A 21945-nucleotide genomic window follows, 5' to 3' on the forward strand; every position below is an offset into this window, starting at 1 on the left:
CTGAACAAAGGGAAGGGATCATTTTAGCGTCGTTCATTTTTGAGACCTCGTCTTTCTTTCGTATTGTGATTGAAATACACATCAGTCACATTCAATAGCTGGTTAACTTATCTTTTTAATTAAAAACATCAAATTATTAAATTGTTTCCTATAATTTTTTTACCTCTAACACAAGGAGTTCAACCATGCTCAAAACCGTTCCATTTAAACGGACAGTGCTGGCCAGTATGCTCACACTTGCATCAAGTGCCATCACTGCAGCTTATGCAGCGCCCGCTACAACGGCCCCAGAACAAAAGAGTTCAAAACCTAATATCGTTGTCATTTTTGGTGATGACGTGGGTTATTGGAATTTAAGTACTTATAACCAGGGAACAATGGGATATAAGACACCAAATATTGACAGTATTGCCAGTGAAGGCGCTAAGTTCACCTCCTATTACGCCGAACAAAGTTCGACCGCCGGGCGTTCCTCATTTATTACCGGACAAATGCCGTTCCGAACGGGGATGAGCAAAGTTGGTATGCCGGGGGCTCCGCAAGGGTTGAGCAAAGATGACCCAACCATCGCTAATATCCTCAAGCAACTGGGATATGCCACCGGACAATTTGGTAAAAACCACCTTGGCGACCGGGATGAATTTCTGCCGACTGCACACGGTTTTGATGAATTCCTTGGCAACCTTTATCACCTGAACGCAGAAGAAGAGCCTGAAAACCCGGATTATCCGAAAGACCCAGCCTATCGTAAACAGTTTGGCCCTCGCGGCGTTATTAAGAGCAGCGCGGACGGTAAAATTGAAGATACGGGCCCCCTGACCATTAAGCGTATGGGCACCGTGGATGATGAGACCCTCGCCGCCAACAACGATTTTATGGAGCGTCAGGTTAAAGCCGGTAAGCCATTCTTTACCTGGTACAACACAACCCGAATGCATAATAAAACTCACCTGAAAGATGCCAGTATTGGAGCAACGGGTCTTGGGACTTATGCCGACGGCATGGTTGAGCATGACAAAACGGTTGGTGAGGTGCTGAAAAAAATCAAAGATCTCGGCATAGAAGATAACACTATCGTGCTCTATACCACCGATAACGGTCCCATGCTTGCAACCTGGCCTGACTCAGGGATGACGCCATTCCGCGGTGAGAAAAATACCGGCTGGGAGGGCGGCTTCCGCGTACCGGCAATGGTCAAATGGCCTGGTCATATTAAACCAGGCACAATGATTAACGATATCTTCGCTAGTAATGACTGGTTCCCAACACTGGTCGCCGCTGCTGGCGTTCCGGATATCAAACAGCAACTGTTAAAAGGCTACAAAACACCTTCTATCACATACAAAGTACATCTTGATGGCTACAACCAGCTTGATTTCCTGCAGGGTAAAGGCGAGGACCCACGTAAAGAATTCTTCTACTGGAGCGATGACGGCGATTTACTGGCAATTCGCTATGGCCGCTGGAAGGCGCACTTTATGATTCAGGAGCATACGGGAATGGATGTCTGGCGTTATCCGTTCACCAAGCTTCGCGTTCCGATGATTTTCGATCTGGAAATAGATCCGCTTGAGAAAGGCGATACTGGTATGGACTACAACAGCTGGTTCTACAGTCGTCTGTTCCTGCTGGGTGGAGCACAGAAATATGTCGGCGACATGCTGCAAAGCTTCCAGGAGTTCCCACCTCGTCAGAAACCAGGGTCATTCACCGTCTCCGATGTTCAATCGCTGATTGAGCAAGGCGCGAAGAGTAATTAATAGCTGTCATTATCCGGGTGGGCAACCACCCGGTAACCAGGGGGCGCGATGAAGTACAGCACGACTTTGCCTGTTAAAGCGTTACCGTCTGCGGAAAAGTACGACGGCACGGGGCCAGAATATAAACGACGCTTTCACGTGATGGCGAAACCAACTGGCTCCACCTGTAATCTCGATTGTTCATACTGTTTTTATCTGCATAAAGAAGAGTTACTGCATCAGGACCGTCACACCGGAATGAGTGATGAAGTGCTGGAAAACTTTATTCACCAATACATCGATGGTCAGGATGGTGACCAGGTTGTTTTCTCCTGGCAGGGTGGAGAGCCCACCTTAATGGGGCTGGAGTTTTTTGAAAAGGTCGTCAAATTCCAGAAGCAGTATCAAAAATCCGGCCAGCGCATCGAAAATGACTTACAAACAAATGGTGTGCTGATAAATGATAAATGGGCCGAGTTTCTTAAAGAACATCATTTTCTGGTGGGTCTGTCGATTGATGGTCCCCGGGAACTGCACGACCGCTACCGCGTAACGCGTAGCGGCAAACCAACGTTCGACAAAGTGATGAAGGGCGTTGAAGCGCTGAAAAAATACCAGGTACCGTTTAACGCGCTGGTCACGGTCAACCGTACCAATGCGCGATTCCCGCTGGATGTGTACCGTTTTGTCACCCGCGAGCTGGGCGCAACCTACGTGCAGTTTAACCCATGCGTAGAACCCGTTGATTTTAAGGTCACTGCGCCCCAGTTCTGGCGTGATGAAACCATCCCGATGACCGGTTCGCGCCGCGCAAAACCGGGCGATTTAGACTCTATTGTCACCGACTGGTCGGTTGATCCAGAAGACTGGGGCACGTTCCTGAAGACGGTCTTCGAAGAGTGGGTGAATAACGATTTAGGCCGCGTGCAGGTGAATCTGTTTGAAACGGCGGTGGCGCAGACCATGGGGATGCCCGCGCAAATTTGTACAGCATCTGAGTTCTGTGGAAAAGGCCTGGCGGTGGAAAAAAACGGAGATATCTATTCCTGCGATCATTACGTCTACCCGGAGTACCAGATTGGCAATATTGCCGACACCAAACTGGCACATATGGCGTTTTCAGAGCGTCAAAAAGCCTTTGGTTTAGGAAAAAAAGAGACGTTGCCGGAATACTGCAAACAGTGTCCGTATCTGAAGTTGTGTTGGGGCGAGTGCCCGAAAAATCGTATTGTCCGCACGCCGGACGGTGAAGCGGGTCTTAACTACCTCTGTCCAGGTATTAAAGCTTTCTTCAACTACGCCGAACCGATCCTGGTCGGTATCTCTACGCTACTGAAACGCGACTTTGCAGGATTGCGCAAATGACGAACAGAGAGAAACTACTTGAACTTGAGCAACGTATGAATCAACAGGTACTGGGCCAGGAGTCGCTGGTGCGCATGTTGATTATCGCTCTGCTCTGTGACGGTCACGTGCTGCTAGAAGGTTTGCCGGGGCTGGCGAAAACCCGTGCGGTACGTGAGCTTGCCCGTCATGTAGAGGGTGATTTCCGCCGTATTCAGTTCACCCCAGATCTGCTGCCATCGGACATCACCGGCAGTGAGATTTACCAGCAGAATGCCACCCGTGAGGAAGATCAGTTCCGCTTTCGTCCCGGTCCCGTATTTGGCAACATCATTCTGGCCGACGAGATCAACCGCGCCTCGGCGCGCGTTCAGTCAGCATTGTTGGAGGCGATGGAAGAGCGTCACGTGACCGTCGCCGGAAAAACCTGGCCATTGCCTGGCGTTTTTATGGTGCTGGCCACGCAGAACCCGGTGGATCAGGAAGGTACCTGGCCATTACCGGAAGCTCAGCTTGATCGATTTTTGATGAAGGTACTGGTGGACTATCCGTCAAGCGAGAATGAACAGAAAGTGATGCAAATGGTACGCGCAGAGCAGCAGCAGAAATATCAGTCTGCAAGCGAGGTGCCCGTCGTCGATTCGGCTGAAACACTGATGCTTTCTCAGCAGGAAATCGGTACCTGCTGGCAGGAAATCGCCGCCATTTACGTTGCACCGACTGTAGAAAGATATATCGTTAACCTGGTAGAGATGACCCGTCATCCGCAGGCCGTAAGCGATACGCTTGCCGGGTATATATCTATTGGCGTCAGCCCTCGTGGAACCCTGGCGCTCGACAGATGCAGCCGCGCGCTGGCGTGGCTTGATGGGCGTAATGCGGTGAACCCTGAAGACGTTCAGCGCGTCGCCCCAGCAGTATTGCGCCATCGTCTAATGTTGAGTTATCAGGCCAATGCCGACAGCTGCTCGCCAGATGATGTCATTCGTATGCTACTCAACGCCGTGGTTGCGTAATGAAAGGCGTACTGAAGGTAGAACGAGATACGCTGCTGGCACTTGCCGGCGAGGCGCGGCTGCTATCGAACCCGCCGGGGCAAATCCCTCCAGGGGCTCTGGCCGGGGAGCGAGTCTCACGACAGCAGGGGCGTGGGCTTAATTTTGACAGTCTGCGTCGCTATCAACCCGGAGATGATGTGCGCTTAATCGACTGGCAGGCTACAGCTCGTCTGCGTTCGCCGTGGATCCGTTTGTATAACGAAGAACGTGAGCGACCGGTGTTTCTGATTGTCGACCAACGTTTGGATATGTACTTTTCCACCCGCGGGCAAACCAAATCCGTTGCCGCTGCGAAAATTGCCGGACTGCTGGCCTGGCGAAGCTGGCATGATGGCGACCGTATTGGCAGCATCGTTTTCAGCGACGAAAAATTAAGCCTGCAAAAATGTCGCTCTCCTACCCGCAATCTACCCGTCGTGCTGGATGATGTTCTTCTCTACAACCAGGCCTTACCTGCACGCTATCCCAACGAAGCGACAGCATCCGTTACGCTCACCCACGTGCTGCAGCGAGCCAGTCAGCTTATCCCCAGCGGGGCCTGGGTGGCTATTGTCAGCGATTTCCATGACCTGGATACGGCCAGCGAAGCGCTGCTCGCAGCCCTGAGAAGACGCTGCGAAATCAGTGCATTTGTCACCCTGGACGATCTCCACCTAAGGCTCCCGGCGCATGGTGATTTGGCTGCCAGTTATCAGGGGCGTGATGCCGCCTTTTCGCTTTCGCCACAGCTGAAAGATGACATTCAGCACAGTATTACTTCCCGGTTGGCTCGACTTGAAAACCGACTGACGCGTCTTGGAATTCGGGTTAATCAGATAGTGGTCACACAGGACCTTATCAAACAGTTACAAAAGGGAGTCTGAATGCTGGAGAAAGGATTTAGCGTACCGGAGCTATTACTTCCGGCGCTACCCCAGAGCATTTCCTGGTTTCCGTTACCACCCGGCTGGTGGGGACTGGGCGCGGTATTGTTGGTTGCGCTGGTTATCTTTTTGCTGTTCCGCCTGGCGCGCTGGCGGCGCAACGCATGGCGTCGGGAAGCACTGTCCTCCCTGCAGCACACGCACAGCGTGGATAGCTGGATTTCCTTGATCAAACGGATCCTGCTGATGCATCAGCCTCGGGCCATCGTCAGTCAGACCCTCTCTCCCGAACAACTTCTAAAGCAGGTGGATATCGAGCCAGATTTACGTGAACAACTGAACGCAAAATATTGCCAGCCCGATAATCAGCTTGATGCCAACCACAACGCTCGATTGCAGGTTCAGCTAAAAAACTGGCTGGAGAGACTGCCCTATGTCTGAGTTTCTGAGTCGCATTGATTTCGCCTGGCCTTGGGCAGGATTACTGATTTTTCTGCCGCTGATCGGGCGCTATTTCTTGTCGCAGGATCGTGAAGTTAAAGAGCAGGTCCGTGTGCCATTTCTACCCGAACTGATCGATGAGTTGAAGCTCAACAGTCAGCCGGTACGCGCCAGCAAGTTATCCAGCCTATTTTTCTGGCTGGTGTGGGTCTTGCTGGTTGTCGCGCTTTGTCGCCCGGAGTATCTGACGCCACCGCAGCATATCCAGAAGCCGATGCGTGACGTGGTATTGATTCTTGATGTATCCGGCTCAATGGCGAAAAATGACATTCAGGGCGGCGTTACCCGTCTGCAGGCCGTTCAGGACTCTGTGCGTAAGTTTGTCGCCGCACGTGAGACCGACCGTATCGGACTGGTGATATTTGCCAGTCAGGCATGGCCTTTTGCCCCGGTCAGCGAAGATAAGCAGGCGTTACAAACGCGTATTAACCAACTGGCCCCGGGCATGATTGGTCAACAAACGGCGATTGGTGATGCGCTGGGTGTTGGCGTGAAACTGCTCGACGGTACCGCTAACAAAGATGCCAGCAAGCTGGCAATCCTGCTGACCGATGGCAATGATACGGCGTCGCAGCTGGCTCCGTCGCTGGCGGCGCAGCTGGCGGCGGCGCATCATGTCCAGGTGCATACTATCGCCTTTGGCGATCTGGACAGCACTGGAGACGACAAAGTCGATCTGCCGCTGATGCAGAGCATTGCGCAGATCACCGGTGGGAAATCCTGGACAGCCGCCAACACCGGTGCTGCTCTCGATAGCGTGTGGAAAGAAATTGATGCTATTACGCCGGTGCAGGTGAAATCGATAGGTTGGTCTTGGCATGTACCGCTATTTCAGTGGCCGCTGCTGTTGGCTCTGGGGCTAATGATATTACTCGCGGTTGGGCGCTTTATCCGGGAGAAAACGGAATGAGTGAGTTTCATTTTATCCATCCCTGGTGGTTGGTTGCGTTGATCCCGTGCGCTCTGTTGTGGTTCGTGGCGAGCGGTCAGCGTAGCGCCTGGCATCAGATTATGGACAAGCCCTTTGCCAGAGCGTTGATCGTCGGGCGCAAAAAGCGGATTACGCGGGTATTACCATGGCTTTGTGCACTGGGCGTGCTCGCGTTGGCTGGCCCTACATGGCAGCGTGAATTACCTGCCGCGCTGACGCAGCAAAGTAATTTGATGGTGGTACTGCAACAAGACCCGGCGATGTACGCCCAGGACCTCGCGCCCAGCCGCCATCAGCGGATGCAGAGCAAAATTATGCAGCTGATGGAAAAATCAGCGGGGAATCATTTTGGGCTGGTGGTTTATAACGCCAACGCCTGGCTTACTACGCCGCTAACCAATGACCCGTCGTTTTACTCGCTGTTTTTACATGCGCAAAGCCCAAATCTGTTGCCCGAAGGGGAAGGCTCCGGACTGAAGCGGGCCATTGCGCTAGCGATGAAAAATATGCCGGAAGTGCCCAATGCACCCCGCAATATTTTACTGATTGCCGATAACGTCTCTGCCCAGGATGCCAAATGGCTTGCGCAACTCAACGCACCGCTGCAGGTCTGGGTACCGGGAACGGCTCGTGGCGGAGAACTACCGGAAATCTATGCGCAACGCGGGATTGATACGCGCCTGAACGTCGAGCGTTTCAGCAGTATTCGTGATAGCGGTATTCCGGTCACCCTGGTCACCAGTGACGACAGCGATGTAGCGGTTATTACCAGCCATATTCAACAATCGGTAGCGTCACAGAATAACGCGCGAGGTGATCTGCACTGGAAGAACAGCGGCTACCTGCTGACGCTCCCGATGCTGATATTACTACTTTTCGGTCGTCGACAGTTGATTTGCTGGCTTGTGGTTCTGATGCCGCTGCTGTATGCACCGCAAATCCACGCAGCCTGGCAGGATACGTGGATAAGCCCCGATATGCAGGGACAGATTGCCTTCAGCAGCGGAGACTACGTCAAAGCCGCGCAGCGCTTCCAGGATCCGCTTTGGCAAGGGATAGCTTTTTACCGCGCCGACGATTTTGTCGCTGCTGCCTCGGCGTTTCGCCAGGCTCCGCAGACCGCCGAAACTCAGCTTTGGCTTGGCAACAGTTATGCGCAGCAAAAACAGTGGCAGCAGGCGTTGAATAGCTACGATCGCGCATTGAGCCTGAGTCCTGATTGGGAGATGGCACATAAAAATCGTGCTGCGGTTGCGAAAATTATCATGGCGTTACGCCAGAAAGAGCGAGACCGCCAGGCCGCACAGGGTAAAGAGCAGGATTATAAGCCGGATGAAATTAAACACGATTTGAAGAAGGGGCAGGGTGTGAATCAGCAGGATATTCAGCCGAAAGCCAGCAGCAGTCCCCAGATAAATCAGTGGTTTGAGAACCTGGAAGTCTCGCCATCCGGTCTGCTTGAAAATCTCTATCGCGCCAATACCCAGGAGGAACCATGAAAGTCTTGCTCTTTCTGCTGTTGCTTACGGTATTCCCTGCGTACGCTGCGATGGATATCACGCGAGAACTGGATGCGCCTGAGCAGGTTACTCCGGGTCAGCCAGTGCGGATTGCGGTTACCTTCTGGACAGATAGCTGGTTTAACCCACCACCAGAATGGCCAGAATTCGAGATTAAAAACGGGTCGTTAATGACGACACCGTTGCCAAACCAACTGCTGAGTCGCCAGAAAAATGGCATCAGCTGGAGCGGAGTGCGGCTGGAAAGACAGGTTATCGCCTGGGATCAGGGAGAACTGCGGCTGCCGGCCACGGAAGTCACGCTCTTATCTGCCGGCCAGCCTCCGGTTACGGTGCAACTCCCTGAGCTGAAAACAACCGTCTTCTGGCCCAAAGGCGTGGAACAGCCCGATCGCTTCCTGCCTGCCAGCAACCTCGCATTAAGCCAGAAAATCACCCAGTATCATGCCAGCAACGACAATACGCTCCACGCCGGAGATGTGGTTGAACGCACCGTGACGGTGAAAGCCAACGGCATCATGGCCACTCAGATACCACAGCTCCTGTACGCCATTCCGGGTACCGATACGCAACGCCTGACGCCGGAAAACACGTTGTTGAAATCAGGCCGTGGCGAGATTGAAGGCGCTCAACGAGTCGAAACACTACGCTATCTGCCTTCACTGGCGGGCAATATCTCGTTACCTCCAGTCAAATTACGCTGGTGGGATACGGCACATCAGCAATGGCAGGTCGCTGAATTACCCGGTTCAACACTGCCGGTCGCGGCCGCGCGTGCAGCGGGTAGCGAATCCGTGCTGCGAGGAACCACTGACGAAAATCGCTGGCAAACCGCGCTGGTTATTGCGGGTATTGTCATTATTGCCGTTGTTATCTGGTTTACTCGCCGCATGTTGTGGCGAAGCCTGCACTATTTCTATCATCTCTGGCGACATTTCTGGACACCGGTTCCGCTACCTGAACTGACGCCAGGAAAAAGGAGTAAACGATGAAGCATAAATTTATTATCGGTGCGTTTCTGTTCAGCGCAACCTGTGCTGCACAGGCTGCAGATCCGCTTTCGGAATGGAATGATACTTCGGCGAAACGCGCTATCGAGCAGTGGGTGCAAAATGCGACTAATCACGACAGAGCAACCTATATACCTCCTGAGAATCGTTACGTGGTGTTTGATAATGATGGCACGCTGTGGCCTGAAGCGCCGCTGACATTCCAGCTACAGTTTGCAGTGGATGAAATCAAACGACTTGCGCCACAGCATCCTGAGTGGAAAACCGATCGATTGATGAGTGCCGTGTTGAATAACGACTTAAAAACGGTTGCCGCTTCCGGTGAGAAAGGGCTGATGCAATTACTGGAAGCTACCCACAGTAATATGACCACCGATGAATTCACCCAGCGCGTCAGTCAGTGGGTGGACAGTCAGCGAGATAAGCGCTTTGGCTGCCGCTACGACACAATGGGCTATCTGCCGATGAGACAACTTCTGGATTATCTGCGCGAGAACGGATTTAAAACCTGGATTGTCTCCGGAGGCGGTATTGATTTTATGCGTGTACTGACAAAAAAAATGTACGGCATACCGCCTGAGCAGGTAGTGGGTTCGTTCGCCCTGAGCGAATTTTCGCTGACCGATAACGGCACCCAGTTGCGTAAGACAATGAAAGGAGCCTTCAACGATGATGCTGCCGCCAAGCCGGTCGCCATTCATCTGTTTATGGGGCAACGTCCGGTGGCGGCGTTTGGCAACAGTGATGGCGATTTAGCGATGATGCAATACACAGCTGCCAATCCGGACTTTAAAACCTTTGGGTTATTAGTTCATCACACGGATGATAAACGAGAATATGCCTATGACAGTCATCCTTCTGCGAGTGGAAAGCTGGTGGACGGTCTGAGTGTGGCAAAAGAGAAAGGCTGGACGGTAGTGGACATGAAACAGGACTGGAAAACCGTCTTCGATCGTGAGAAGTGCGCCCCATAAATCATCGATCGCCATCGATTGAAAATAAGCCAGGATTAGTTAATGACGTGGGCAACAGGCGGTTTCCGGGGCGACCGCGACTCTTGTTATTCATGCCAAGCGGACCGGACTGACGATAACGTTTCAGCAGACGGCTACAATGGCGCGGTGTAATGCAGAGCATGTCCGCTGCCTGACCAGGACGCAGGTTGCGGTCGATGACATCCTGAAGAATTTTGAGGCGGTTGATTTCTTTCACTGTGAACATCCCGGTGTCATGTATAGCCACAGAAAACTCCTCATCAGGAAAAGTGAGTTGTTGACCAGGCATACAGGTTTGAAAACTATAACCTGGACATTCCAATGAGCCACAAATAGACATTAATATTGAGCCTCTACATATAAATTAACCGTATTCTATTTTGAACTCATTAGCTCAAGCCGCATGGCTCTCCTACGGAGGGCTATGATTATTATAAAGGGCAGGGCATTCAGACCTGATAAACTATTACATCATCATGCCCATCCTTGTTGCTGTCCAAAACCAAAGAATCCCTCGAACGTAGTGAGAGCTTAGCTGGAGACCTCCTCATTAGCGGCTTTGCCGCGATTCTGAACCAGAGGGCGCAAGATAATCCAACTGTTATGCGAACTAACGACTGCACCAGTCTGGCTACAAATCTCGTTACCTGACGTTTGTCTGGGCTGTTTCTGAAGGTCCGCCTTACAGCTAAATTAAGATGTCCGCCTGTGGGTTATGTTTCAGCTCTTGCCGAAGATGTCTTTGCTCCGGGTCTGGAGTTGCTGCAGGGCTTCCAGCATGTCGTTATGGTCCAGACTTCGTTGTGATTTCTTGCCGGGTTGTTTCTTTCTGCGTGAGGTCTGGCCGTCCAGTGATGGCAGGGCCTGTGAGCGGGTGTTGTCCCGTTTGTCCTGCACCAGTTTTATCATCTCCAGAGCGCGTCCCAGACGCTTGTTGTCAACGATGGCGCCCTGGTCCAGTTCTCCAAGCCGGTCGTAAGTGGTAAAGGGCAGGGAAGTGCCACTGGCCCGGAGCTCAATGTTACCATCCGGGTATTGCCATACCTCGATGTACTTCCCCTGAAAACGCCGGTTTTCTTCATTATCTTCAAGCAGATAAAGCTTTTTATCATACTGTAATGTCAGGTTTTTCGAGACCTTACGCCGCTCGCGCCAGGTGAATGTTGCCTGCAGGTTTTCGCCATTATCCAGCTGGCGATGTACGTCAAAATCGTGGCGTGGCGGCTTTGCAAACCGACGGTTGTAATCTGCCATGAATTCATCAGCAAAGGCGTTTGCATCCTCAGGTGTGCTGATACCGCGGAGACGCAGTTCCTTGACCTGGCGGTCCTGTAATGTCAGGTGAGCCCGTTCAACCCGTCCCTTGGCTGAACTGGTGTTGGCACAGATACCAGTAATATTCAGCTCGTTCATGGCACGACCAAACTGAGTCTGGCCATCTCCGCCGGTGGCCTGCTTGTTGTTGATCCTGAAGACGCTGGCTTTGTCGCTGTAGAATGCCAGAGGCTTACCGTAACGCTCCAGATAGCCCCGGGCGGCTTCAAAATAGGTGAAAGTGGACTCAGAACTGACGAACAGAAGCTGCATCAGCCGGCTCGTTGCATCATCAACGTAAACGAGAAGTGTACACGCCGGACCACGATCCTCGAACCAGCGATGCTCACAGCCATCAATCTGGATGAGTTCTCCGGTACAGGCCCGACGCGGGCGTGGCTGATGTACACGCGGCGGCCGCAGCTTGCGGGGGATCCATAAACCGGCCTGTGTCATCAGCTTGCGTACCGTCTCTTTGGCCAGGTACAGCCCATGAACCTCGCCGAGCTTCTCACAGGCTAAAGTTGGACCAAAATTGAGAAAAACTCCGTTCCGTCTGCCGTCATGAGTCTCATCCTTTGAAAGCAGTGATCGCTGTGGTGAGACTGTAGCGCGGACATGTCTATTTGGTCAGAGACGGACATCTCAATTTGGCTACTACAACGTTAGTGCGCATAATGTATATTATGTTAAATTAAATAAATAAAAAAATAATAATCAATTTGTTACAATGACAGCAGCTACTTTCCCACTCCAGTAATCAGTCATGGAAGCTTAAGGAACAGAGTTCGTTCATGAGTTTGCGATGCCTTAAATCCGTGGTGAGTATAGAAACCTTTGGCTTCTTCAGAAAGCGCATGAACCATTATCGCACGAACGCCAATATTCTCAGCTACGCGATAACAGCGTAGAACCGCATCGTGAAGTAAATCGGCGCCCACCCCTTTTCCGCGCAATGAGACATCAACCACCAGGCGAGCGAGTATGATTACCGGTATAGGATCTGGCATGTTACGCCGAAGACTACCAGTGGCTACCGTATGATTAACGCTGCCGGTGGCCAGAGAGTAAAAACCAGCTACTTGCTTCGTGCCTGTCTTGCAAACAACAATAGCGATGTGACGCAATCTGCCTGGATTGTGAACCGAATATGACGGTGGCGCTCAGCCCCACGATCTGGCGGTTGCTATCGTGCGGCAGTATCTGTCGTCAGTAAGCGAGATAGTGGCGACGTTCTCGGCGGCCATGCTGGCCAGATTCTTAACCGCGGTTCGCGTCGTGATTGCCAATCGTTGGCTTGCACTGGCGCTGTACCTATTGATAACGAACTGTTTTCTTTGTTTTTTTACGGCTGCCGTCCGGTTTTTTACCGGCTGAGGACCAGAAAGACCGCGCAAATGGCGGTTAGGTCAACTCGCCCCTCGGTGCACTGAGGGGCGGTTTCGGTCAGCCAGATGAATCCTGACGCTGCACATCAACCGCCACTTCCAGAGCCAGCGTTGCCCCGCCATCGAAAATAACGCCCTGTAACGGAGTCACATCGGCATAATCCCTTCCCCACGCCGTGACGATATGCTGCCCCTGAGGCATCAGATCGTTGGTCGGATCAAACTCCAGCCAGCCGATATCAGGGATAAAAATGGCAAACCAGGCATGTGACGCATCGGTTCCGACGAGTTTTTCCTGCCCCTCTGGCGGCAGCGTTTCAATATAGCCGCTGATATAACGCGCGGGTAAGCCGACAGAGCGCAGGCAAGCGATCGCCAGATGGGCAAAATCCTGACAGACGCCGCGCTTTTCCTCTAAAACCTGCTCGGGTGGTGTTGTGACGCTGGTCGCAACCGGGTCGAAAGTAAACTCCGTAAAAATACGATGCGTGAAGTCCATCGCCGCCTGGATCACCCCTGCATTGTCGTGAAAAATATCGGCAGCATAGCTGGCCAGCCGTTCGGAACGGAGGATTAAACCGGAATCGAGCAAATACTCTTTCGCCATTCGCAGGTCCGCTGTCCCGGACTCCTGCAGCAATCGACGATACTCACCGCAGGTGAGCGGGTGGTCATATAGCAGGTTCGCGTGGTTTATTTCATCAATATCAAAGTAGCTTTCCATCTCAATGGTTAGCTTGTCGTGCGGAACCTGGATCGAGAAATAAAACGTCAGATTGCCGAAATAATCACTCCCCTCGCTCTGATAAACGGGCATCGGCGTCACCGTAATCCGACGCAGTAAACAGCGTTGATTTGCCGTATCGCGCGGCAGAAGATGCGTCATGTTGTAGCATAACGTCACGGGTGAATTGTACTGGTACTCCGTCAGATGACGTACCCGGTATTTCATAAGTCAGTCTTCCATTGCGCATTAATCAACTGCTGGGGTCCATCTGCATGATCGAAATACTTGTCGCTCAGCAGGGTCGTAAACTGCTCCACTTGGCTGATTATCTGCGTCATGAGCGTATCCAGCTGTCCACGCAGCTCCGTTTGTTCATCGACCTGCGCCAACATGTCCAGCTCGGCCAGCTGAATATCGGTCAGTGATTTCATTATCGGGCGCATGTCGGATGTCAGGCTGGAAGTCTGACCATCCTGTCGCGGTAGTTCGAGGAGGTATTTGCGCAGTCGATCGATCTGATAAATCAACGAACGCGGGTTGCTGGCGTCCAGCATCAATAAATCCAGACCAGAAATGATGTTCATGCGTCCGCGATAGCGGCGACGAAAAGAGATCAGTGCCTCTACGCTCATCAGTACCGATTCTAAAATTTGCTGTTGCTGTAAACCAGGAAGAGCGTGGGTCAGCGTGTGTTTGAGTAAAATGGCGGTTAGACGCGCCCGCTCCGCACGGCGGCCAATCTCCTGAAACCGCCAGTCCATTCCACGCAGCATGCTTTCATGATTCAGCCCGGACAAGGCCAGTAAAGAGGTGACCAGATTGTCCAGTGACTCTTCCGGCAGTTCCGGCAGCCCATCCTGATAGGCCACCTCCACCGCCCGAATACAATCGCGTAACTCATTGAGAATAATTCGGGTATCGGCCGAGAGCATCTCTTTTACCTGCTCGCCGCAGGTCAGCATGCTTTGGATATTAAATTTAATCGAGCCGGCGCGTTGGCCATCACAAACCAACGAAGAAAGCTCATGATTCTGGTCAGCGCCCGCGTCCGTTTCAGGCAACGTGCCGGTGAGCGGAAATAATGCCCCCAGCAGGACATCGCGGCTCTCAGGCATAAACAACTCAACTCCGTTAAGCTGTTTGAAAAGAGTGCGTATCACGCGCAGGCTCATTTCAGCGCGTTCCGCATAGCGGCCAAACCAGAACAGGTTCTCTATAACGCGGCTGGGCAGATTTCCCTCATCACGAGGGATGGAATCCGTCAGCGGCTGCTGCGCTATATCGGGTTTTTCCCCCAGTATCCACGTATCTTTACTGCGTGCGCCGGACAAATCGCTAACAATAAATTCATCAGCGGACTCAGCTACCCGTGATAGCGTTCCGGGCATGACGCAGTACCCCTCCGGGGTGGCGACGGTAAACGCGCGGAAAATACCGGGCCGATATTCAATTTGTTGATTATCCCAGACCGGTACGCGCGAGCCGGGTATGTATACCTGAGCCACGTAGTTGTGCGGGTTGGCGGTGATTTGCTCAATGGTGAGCATCCGATTGCGCTCATCCAGGCTATGACCGTAAATGCTTTTGCTATCAAAACTACGCCAGGACGGTTTGATTATCAGGTGCTCAAGGTTACGGATCACAAAATCGCGATCCTCAGCGCGACCGCACCACCAGGTCTTAACCGTCGGGATCAATAGCGGTTCGCCAAGCAAACACTGACTAATTTCTGCGAGAAACGCCAGCAGCGCCGGCGCTTCAAGAACCCCTGAGCCCAGAGGATTTGCCAGCACGACGTTACCGCTGCGTACCACTTCAAGCAGCCCCGGCACGCCTAGCCGCGAGTCGGAACGCAGTTCCGTTTGGTCGCAATAAGTATCATCCATACGGCGCAAAATCACATCAACTTCCGACAGGCCATTAAGGGACTTCAACCATACCCTGCCGTTACGCACGGTCAGATCGCCTCCCTGAACCAGCTGAAAACCGAGATAGTTCGCGAGATAAGCATGCTCAAAATAGGTACTGCTGTATGCGCCGGGCGTCAGCACCACGATCCGCGGGGTCTCTGTTTTGTGACTGGCAAGACCGGCTAACGTATGCCGCAGTGCGTGAAAGAAGCCGGAAAGCCGCCGGACATTGCTGTTGCGAAACAGCGACGGCAGCACGCGAGAAACGGCGATTCTGTTTTCAAGAACATAACCGGTACCGCTCGGCGCCTGGGTACGATCGCCAATAGCCACAAACTCTCCATCACCGCCGCGAACGAGATCGACTGCGTGGAAGATGAGATTATGCGCGCCCGGCAGACGTATACCGTGGCACTGACGCAGAAAGCCTGGATGAGAGAAAACGATTTCTGACGGGATAACGCCCTCTTTCAGCAGCCGCTGTTCACCGTAGAAATCTTTAAGTATCAGGTCGAAAAGCAGCGAGCGCTGCGCCAGGCCACGTTCAACGGTTAACCACTCGTCCTCCGCCAACAGATTTGGAATGATGTCCAGCGACCAGACGTTCGGCGACAGCGGATCGCCATTGAGGTTATAGGTTGCGCCATCATCGCGCAAAATACGCCTTGCCTGACGAAGACGGTTTTCCATCCCTTCTATACCCATCTCGCCGACGCTGTTCATGACCTCAGTCCAGTGTGGGCGGAAGGTGCTCGCCGGATCGCAAGCTTCGTTATAGACGTCTGTCGTAGAGGGATCGACAGAGAAAGACGCCGGCTCACAGGCCGGCGTGATTGATTCAGAAAAAGAAGCTGTCATGTATTCTGATTACCCGGCTCAAAGCTAAATCCTAGTATACTTCCTGCGGAGATCCAAAGTATGCGGGTATTCATCGCCCGGTTCTTCTTCCGGAGGAGCCATTGGGCGTGGAACCTGCTCATGCTCATAGAATGTCCTTAACGCGCTGAATGCTGGAGGAGGCGTCAAGACGCCCTGGGTGAAGCCATGATCCCAGAATCGATTGACGCGCCTTGCCTCAGCTTCATTGCTGTTGACCGGTAGCGTCTCATAGTGACGTCCGCCCGGGTGGCTGACGCGATAGCTACAGCCACCAATGGAAAGACCGTTCCAGGTATCAATCAGATCAAACACCAGGGGGTTATTCACCCCAAGAGTCGGATGCAGCGCCGAGGTTGGCGCCCAGGCGCGATAGCGCACCGCCCCCACCATCTCCCCTTTCTTTCCGGTCGCTCGCAGCGGTACGCGGCGGCCGTTGCACGCCAGCACATAGCGTCCTTCAGTCAAACCGGACAGGCGCACCTGCAGGCGTTCGACGGAGGAGTCAACGTAGCGAGAGGTCCCGGACTGCGTCACTTCTTCGCCCAGGACATGCCACGGTTCGATCGCCCAGCGAAGCTCGAGCTCAATATCATCAATTTGCTGGCGACCGTAGTGCGGGAAGCGGAACTCTTCAAACGGCAGCAGCCATGACAGTTTAAAGGGATAGCCATGCCGCTGCAGGTCATCCACCACTTCTTTTACGTCCTGCCAGACGAAATGCGGCAACATAAACTTATCGTGCAGCTGGGTGCCCCAACGGACCAGCGGCTTGTGATACGGCTGGTTCCAGAAACGCGCCACCAGGCAGCGGAGCAGCAGTAATTGCACCAGCGACATGCGGGCATGCGGCGGCATTTCGAATCCGCGGAACTCCAGCAGCCCCAGACGGCCGCTACTGCTGCCTGCCGCGTACAGTTTGTCGATGCAAAATTCTGAGCGATGGGTATTACCGGTGATATCCACCAGCAGGTTGCGCATCAGTCTGTCCACCAGCCATGGGGTATCAACCAGCCCTTCCGGCATGTTCTGGAAGGCTATCTCCATTTCGTAAAGCGCTTCATCCCGTCCTTCATCCGGACGCGGGGCCTGACTGGTTGGGCCAATAAACATTCCTGAGAATAAGTAGGAAAGCCCCGGATGGTGCTGCCAGTATATCACCAGGCTACGCAGGAGGTCGGGACGCCGCAGTAGAGGGCTGTCGGCAGGAGTGGCCCCGCCTAAGGTCACGTGGTTACCGCCTCCGGTACCGGTGTGACGGCCATCAAGCATAAACTTCTCGGCCCCCAGTCGGGTCTGTTGCGCCTGCTCGTAGAGCGTTTCAATATTATGGACCAGCTCATCCCAGTGGCTGGCCGGGTGAATATTGACCTCGATAACCCCAGGGTCGGGGGTTAACAGCAGCTTCTGCAAGCGAGCATCTTTTGGCGGCTCATAACCTTCTATCACCACCGGTAGCTGCAACGCGCTGGCCGTCGCTTCGACGGCATGAATCAGGGCAACATAATTCTCCAGATGGGTGACTGGCGGCAGGAACAGATGGAGCTTGCCCTCGCGCGGTTCGAGGCACAGCGCGGTGCGGACCACTCTTTTACTGCCGTTAACTGCCGATTTTTGTTGCTGCAACGCCTGCTGGGCAACGGTGGTAGCCGCCTCTTCCCCGATCGCAAAAACCGGCAGCGGTTCGCGAGGCTCGAAAGGATCGCGTTCGACGACGCGCTCATCTTCGGTGAGCGGCGGCAGCGAATTGAGCGGCAGACGGTAACCCATGGCGCTGTCTCCGGGGATCAGCGTAATCAACCCTCCCCGCATCGGCCAGCGGCTACTCCGCCACTCTTGACCATCAAACTCGACGGGCAGAATGTAGCCCGTTGGGCTTTCCATACCGCGGCTGAGCAAGCTGGCCAGCCGGCGCCGTTCAAGGTCATCATCGAGACTCGCCTTTCTCGGGTCGGCCCCTTCCGGCAGCGCGCGCTCGAGCCACAGGTAGTAGAGCGCGTCTTCATACCCGGGTTGCAAATAGCCGGCGTCGACGCCTAACTGCTGACACAGCGTCTGACCAAAGCGCTCCGCATCAGCGATGCCGTGGCCGTAATCCCGATCGACGCGGGCAACCAGCTCCGGGTCGTGCCACAGCGCCTCTCCGTCGGTGCGCCAGAAGCACCCCAGCGCCCAGCGCGGAACCTCCTCTCCCGGATACCACTTACCCTGACCATAGTGCAGCAGTCCCCCGTGACTGAACTGAGCTTTTAACCGCAGCAGCAGGTCTTTCGCGAGACGTAATTTGTCCTTGCCCAGCGCCTCGGTGTTCCACTGCGCGGAGTCCATATCGTCGATGGAGATAAATGTCGGTTCGCCCCCCATGGTCAGGCGCACATCATTGGATTGCAGCTCAACGTCTACGGCGCGGCCCAGCGCGTTGATGTTCAGCCACTCATCTTCGCTGTAAGGCCGCGTGACGCGCGGATCTTCATGAATGCGTGTGACAATGTTGGTATAGCTGAACTCACATTCGCACGGGTCGGTTGCGCCGGTAATCGGTGCCGCAGACTGCGGGTCCGCCGTGCAGGCTAAAGGAATATGCCCTTCGCCGGCAAACAGGCCGCTGGTCGGATCCAGCCCCACCCAGCCAGCGCCGGGGAGATAGACTTCACACCAGGCGTGCAGATCGGTGAAATCCTGTTCCGGGCCTGACGGACCGTCGAGCGCTTTCACATCGGCAGTCAACTGCACCAGATAGCCGGAGGCAAAGCGGGCTGCCAGCCCCAAATGACGCAGGATCTGCACCAGCAACCATGAGGTATCCCTGCACGAGCCTTTTTTCAACGCCAGCGTTTCCTGACAGCTCTGCACGCCGGGCTCCAGGCGAATTCCATAGTCAATTTCGTTGGCCAGGCGGCTATTGAGCTGCACCAGGAAGGTCACGATGTGCACCATTTCCTCGCAATCAACGGTATCCAGCCACGCGTCAAGTTCAGGGCTCTGCTCGGTGATCTTAAGGTAAGGAGCGAGTTCTTCCTGCATCAAAGAATCATAAGCAAAGGGAAAATGCTCGGCATACTCTTCAATAAAGAAGTCAAACGGGTTGATCACGGTCATGTCCGCGATCACCTCCACCGCGAACTCCAGGCGTTTCGTTTTCTCAGGAAACACCAGCCGCGCCTGATAGTTGCCGAACGGATCCTGCTGCCAGTTAATAAAGTGGTCCTCGGGCGTCACTTTCAGGGAATAGCCATGTATATGGGTACGTGAATGCGGCGCTGGGCGCAGGCGCAAAATATGCGGCGCCACGTTGATCAAACGATCGAATTCATAAGTCGTTGTATGTTGAATCGCAACCCGGATGGTCATACGGCATCCCCCTGCAGGAAATGAAACCAGTTATCGGTAATCAGGTGATGAAGCGCAATCAGGCTGAGCTGAACCTCATTGAGGTAGAGACTAAATTCGCGGTTCAGATCGTGAGAATTATCGACGCCCCGGGTTGCAAGCAGAAGACTGTCAATATGATCCGATACGGCCGACGCCCGCGGCAGCTCAGCGGCAGCCAGCTTGATTTGCTGCAGACAATAGCGCTGCGAGCGAGGGAAATGCCCATCCGTCAGGAGCAGCGTGACCACCAGCGAGCCTTTAATCGAACAGCGCATTACCCGGCGAAAGCTGAGATAGGCGCTTTGCGATTTCAGGACCTTAGACCACACCACCTGGCCTAACTTGATGCTCTCTTCCTCACGCGCCTGCATCATCAGGGAATTTGCCGCGTCAAGAATGCGCGTATTCATATCGGCGCGCTCCAGATAGCGCCCCATGTTCAGAAAATGCCAGCCGGCATCGCGGCTCATCGACCCGGTCAGCAGGCCGATAATTTTCTGGCATCCTTCAATGACGTTATTGAGATACGTATGTCGTTCAGAGCGGTTGATCCCCTGGCGGATGTTCTGTCTGGCGTACAGATCCAGTTCATTGATCAGCTCCCACATCTCTCCCGGAACCACATCACGGCTGGTACGGATATTTTCACGGACCATTTTTAATGACGACAGCAGAGAGTCTGGGTTGCTCTCGTCGGCCAGCATAAACTTCAGCACATTGCGTTCGTCTTTAATTTTATAGCGCTGGCCAAACAGGGCGACGCCGCTGCTAATTTCGATCAGGTTATACCAGGAAACAGCGATATCCCGTGGCAGATCGTAAAGCAGATCGTCATACACGCTGACTAACCGCGCGATATTCTCCGCGCGCTCCAGATAACGCGCGCTCCAGTACAGGCGCGCAGCAACTCTTGATAGCATGTTCATTATTTTTTGCTCTCCACGATCCAGGTATCCTTACTCCCGCCGCCCTGGGATGAGTTAACCACTAATGAGCCTTTTTTCATCGCCACCCGCGTCAACCCACCGGTTGTCACGTAAGTCTCTTTGCTTTGCAAAATGAAGGGGCGTAGATCGAGGTGGCGCGGCTCCAGATAATCTTTCGCGATAAGCGCCGGTGCGGTAGAGAGCTTCAACGTCGGTTGAGCAATATAGTTGCGAGGATTCGCCTGGATCAGTTCGGCAAACTGCTGCTGCTCTTTTTTGGTCGAGTGCGGCCCGACCAGCATGCCATAGCCGCCGGATTCGTTAGCCGGTTTCACCACCAGCTTATCCAGATTCTGCAGAACGTATTCCCGTTCATCATCATTCTGGCAAAGGAAGGTTTCCACGTTCGGCAGAATAGGCTCTTCGTCCAGATAGTAACGAATCAGTGCCGGAACATACGCATAGACGACCTTGTCATCCGCCACCCCGGCGCCAGGCGCATTGGCCAGCGCCACGTTTCCGGCTTTCCATGCCCGCATCAGGCCACGCACCCCGAGAACAGATTCGGGATCAAATACTTCCGGGTCGAGGAACATATCGTCAATGCGTCGGTAAATGACGTCCACCCGCTCCGGGCCGTAGATCGTTTTGGTGTAGACGCAGTCGTCGTCGCCAACAAACAGATCGGCTCCTTCCACAAGCTCGACCCCCATTTGCTGGGCCAGAAAGGCGTGTTCGAAGTAGGCAGAATTATAAATTCCCGGGGTCAGCACCACGATTTCCGGGCGTTCAATCTGCCGGGGCGACAGGGCCGCCAGGGTTTCCAGCAGCTGTGCCGGATAGGCGTCAATGGGTTTGATATTCTCGCGTTCAAACAACTCCGGCAGAACGCGCTTGGTGATGGCTCGGTTTTCCAGCATATAGGAGACGCCGGAGGGAACCCGCAGGTTATCTTCCAGGACGTAGAACTGCCCGGTTTCATCACGGACTAAATCGGTCCCGCAAATATGCGCCCAGACGCCATAAGGTGGCGACATCCCGACACACTCGGGGCGAAAATTTTTCGACTCCTTAATGATATATTCGGGAATGATGCCATCTTTGATGCAATGTTGTTCATTGTACAGGTCATTGATAAAGCGGTTCAGCGCGGTAAGTCGCTGCTTCAGCCCGGTTTCGGCTATCGTCCAGTCCTGAGCATCAATGGTGCGGGGAATAATATCGAATGGCCAGATCCTGTCGATATTTCCTTTGTCGGTATACACCGTAAAGCTAATTCCCATTTCCTGTATTGTCGCCTCTGCCGTCAGGCGACGCTTTTCAAGTTCATCCGGCGCAAGCGAATCCAGACACTGAATCAAACTCTGTGCTGAACGGCGGGGATTGCCCTCATGGTCGATCAGTTCGTCGAAATAGACGTCGGCTTTGTAGTTTTTTATGAGTTTATGCATCAGCATTGTATCCGTGTTAA

General features: G+C 53.6%; 15 protein-coding genes and 2 pseudogenes. 9 read left to right on the plus strand and 8 right to left on the minus strand.

Annotation, left to right across the window (positions count from 1 at the left end):
* The first annotated feature begins 185 nt into the window (after window positions 1-185).
* The 9 genes from M2416_RS10005 to M2416_RS10045 are packed head-to-tail and all read left to right on the plus strand — an operon-like array spanning window position 186 to window position 9940.
* Window positions 186-1760, plus strand: a complete 1575-nt coding sequence (locus M2416_RS10005) for an arylsulfatase (RefSeq protein ID WP_259223626.1) — start codon at window positions 186-188, stop codon at window positions 1758-1760.
* A 48-nt stretch (window positions 1761-1808) separates the two neighbouring features.
* Window positions 1809-3104, plus strand: a complete 1296-nt coding sequence (locus M2416_RS10010) for an anaerobic sulfatase maturase (protein ID WP_259223628.1) — start codon at window positions 1809-1811, stop codon at window positions 3102-3104.
* On the plus strand, window positions 3101-4099 hold the full coding sequence (locus M2416_RS10015) for an AAA family ATPase (RefSeq protein ID WP_259223630.1): 999 nt from the start codon (window positions 3101-3103) through the stop codon (window positions 4097-4099). The genes M2416_RS10010 and M2416_RS10015 overlap by 4 nt, the downstream gene beginning before the upstream one ends.
* Window positions 4099-5004 (plus strand): DUF58 domain-containing protein, encoded by a 906-nt coding sequence (locus M2416_RS10020; protein ID WP_259223632.1) that lies wholly within the window; start codon window positions 4099-4101, stop codon window positions 5002-5004. The genes M2416_RS10015 and M2416_RS10020 overlap by 1 nt, the downstream gene beginning before the upstream one ends.
* Window positions 5005-5445: a DUF4381 domain-containing protein gene (locus M2416_RS10025; RefSeq protein ID WP_259223634.1), complete on the plus strand. Its 441-nt coding sequence runs from the start codon at window positions 5005-5007 to the stop codon at window positions 5443-5445.
* Window positions 5438-6415 (plus strand): VWA domain-containing protein, encoded by a 978-nt coding sequence (locus M2416_RS10030; RefSeq protein ID WP_259223636.1) that lies wholly within the window; start codon window positions 5438-5440, stop codon window positions 6413-6415. The genes M2416_RS10025 and M2416_RS10030 overlap by 8 nt, the downstream gene beginning before the upstream one ends.
* Complete coding sequence (locus M2416_RS10035; RefSeq protein WP_259223637.1) at window positions 6412-7935, plus strand: tetratricopeptide repeat protein; 1524 nt, start codon at window positions 6412-6414, stop codon at window positions 7933-7935. The genes M2416_RS10030 and M2416_RS10035 overlap by 4 nt, the downstream gene beginning before the upstream one ends.
* Window positions 7932-8948 carry an oxygen tolerance domain protein gene (locus tag M2416_RS10040; RefSeq protein ID WP_259223639.1) on the plus strand — a complete coding sequence of 339 codons (1017 nt, stop codon included), beginning with the start codon at window positions 7932-7934 and terminating at the stop codon, window positions 8946-8948. Before M2416_RS10035 ends, M2416_RS10040 begins: the two co-directional genes overlap by 4 nt.
* Window positions 8945-9940 carry an HAD family hydrolase gene (locus tag M2416_RS10045; RefSeq protein WP_259223641.1) on the plus strand — a complete coding sequence of 332 codons (996 nt, stop codon included), beginning with the start codon at window positions 8945-8947 and terminating at the stop codon, window positions 9938-9940. Before M2416_RS10040 ends, M2416_RS10045 begins: the two co-directional genes overlap by 4 nt.
* 1 nt (window position 9941) lies before the next feature.
* On the opposite strand, the gene M2416_RS10050 is transcribed toward M2416_RS10045, so the two are convergent.
* The 8 genes and pseudogenes from M2416_RS10050 to M2416_RS10085 form a co-directional block, all read right to left on the minus strand.
* Complete coding sequence (locus M2416_RS10050; RefSeq protein WP_259223643.1) at window positions 9942-10208, minus strand: helix-turn-helix domain-containing protein; 267 nt, start codon at window positions 10206-10208, stop codon at window positions 9942-9944.
* 473 nt (window positions 10209-10681) lie between these two features.
* Window positions 10682-11818 (minus strand): annotated as a pseudogene (locus M2416_RS10055) (ISNCY family transposase); the annotation flags it as partial.
* Window positions 11819-12039: 221 nt separating this feature from the next.
* Window positions 12040-12384: pseudogene (locus M2416_RS10060) on the minus strand (GNAT family N-acetyltransferase); the annotation flags it as partial.
* 337 nt (window positions 12385-12721) lie between these two features.
* A complete protein-coding gene (locus tag M2416_RS10065) occupies window positions 12722-13615 on the minus strand; it encodes a transglutaminase family protein (RefSeq protein WP_041145530.1) in 894 nt (297 codons plus the stop codon).
* Window positions 13612-16158: a circularly permuted type 2 ATP-grasp protein gene (locus tag M2416_RS10070; protein ID WP_259223647.1), complete on the minus strand. Its 2547-nt coding sequence runs from the start codon at window positions 16156-16158 to the stop codon at window positions 13612-13614. The genes M2416_RS10065 and M2416_RS10070 overlap by 4 nt, the downstream gene beginning before the upstream one ends.
* 24 nt (window positions 16159-16182) lie before the next feature.
* Window positions 16183-19527, minus strand: coding sequence for a transglutaminase family protein (locus tag M2416_RS10075; RefSeq protein WP_259223649.1), 3345 nt, complete (start codon window positions 19525-19527; stop codon window positions 16183-16185).
* Entirely contained in the window at window positions 19524-20474 is a 951-nt protein-coding gene (locus M2416_RS10080) for an alpha-E domain-containing protein (protein WP_220432865.1), read from the minus strand. The genes M2416_RS10075 and M2416_RS10080 overlap by 4 nt, the downstream gene beginning before the upstream one ends.
* Window positions 20474-21925: a circularly permuted type 2 ATP-grasp protein gene (locus tag M2416_RS10085; protein WP_041147625.1), complete on the minus strand. Its 1452-nt coding sequence runs from the start codon at window positions 21923-21925 to the stop codon at window positions 20474-20476. Before M2416_RS10085 ends, M2416_RS10080 begins: the two co-directional genes overlap by 1 nt.
* Window positions 21926-21945 lie beyond the last annotated feature (20 nt).

The sequence above is a fragment of the Klebsiella sp. BIGb0132 genome (assembly GCF_024810075.1).
Taxonomy (GTDB): Bacteria; Pseudomonadota; Gammaproteobacteria; order Enterobacterales; family Enterobacteriaceae; genus Klebsiella; species Klebsiella terrigena.

What these genes read in the sequence shown, in the direction of transcription:
- M2416_RS10005 (WP_259223626.1), top strand. Translation starts at nt 186, where the DNA reads ATGCTCAAAACCGTTCCATTTAAACGGACAGTGCTGGCCAGTATGCTC.
- M2416_RS10010 (WP_259223628.1), top strand. Translation starts at nt 1,809, where the DNA reads ATGAAGTACAGCACGACTTTGCCTGTTAAAGCGTTACCGTCTGCGGAA.
- M2416_RS10015 (WP_259223630.1), top strand. Translation starts at nt 3,101, where the DNA reads ATGACGAACAGAGAGAAACTACTTGAACTTGAGCAACGTATGAATCAA.
- M2416_RS10020 (WP_259223632.1), top strand. Translation starts at nt 4,099, where the DNA reads ATGAAAGGCGTACTGAAGGTAGAACGAGATACGCTGCTGGCACTTGCC.
- M2416_RS10025 (WP_259223634.1), top strand. Translation starts at nt 5,005, where the DNA reads ATGCTGGAGAAAGGATTTAGCGTACCGGAGCTATTACTTCCGGCGCTA.
- M2416_RS10030 (WP_259223636.1), top strand. Translation starts at nt 5,438, where the DNA reads ATGTCTGAGTTTCTGAGTCGCATTGATTTCGCCTGGCCTTGGGCAGGA.
- M2416_RS10035 (WP_259223637.1), top strand. Translation starts at nt 6,412, where the DNA reads ATGAGTGAGTTTCATTTTATCCATCCCTGGTGGTTGGTTGCGTTGATC.
- M2416_RS10040 (WP_259223639.1), top strand. Translation starts at nt 7,932, where the DNA reads ATGAAAGTCTTGCTCTTTCTGCTGTTGCTTACGGTATTCCCTGCGTAC.
- M2416_RS10045 (WP_259223641.1), top strand. Translation starts at nt 8,945, where the DNA reads ATGAAGCATAAATTTATTATCGGTGCGTTTCTGTTCAGCGCAACCTGT.
- M2416_RS10065 (WP_041145530.1), bottom strand. Translation starts at nt 13,615, where the DNA reads ATGAAATACCGGGTACGTCATCTGACGGAGTACCAGTACAATTCACCC.
- M2416_RS10070 (WP_259223647.1), bottom strand. Translation starts at nt 16,158, where the DNA reads ATGACAGCTTCTTTTTCTGAATCAATCACGCCGGCCTGTGAGCCGGCG.
- M2416_RS10075 (WP_259223649.1), bottom strand. Translation starts at nt 19,527, where the DNA reads ATGACCATCCGGGTTGCGATTCAACATACAACGACTTATGAATTCGAT.
- M2416_RS10080 (WP_220432865.1), bottom strand. Translation starts at nt 20,474, where the DNA reads ATGAACATGCTATCAAGAGTTGCTGCGCGCCTGTACTGGAGCGCGCGT.
- M2416_RS10085 (WP_041147625.1), bottom strand. Translation starts at nt 21,925, where the DNA reads ATGCATAAACTCATAAAAAACTACAAAGCCGACGTCTATTTCGACGAA.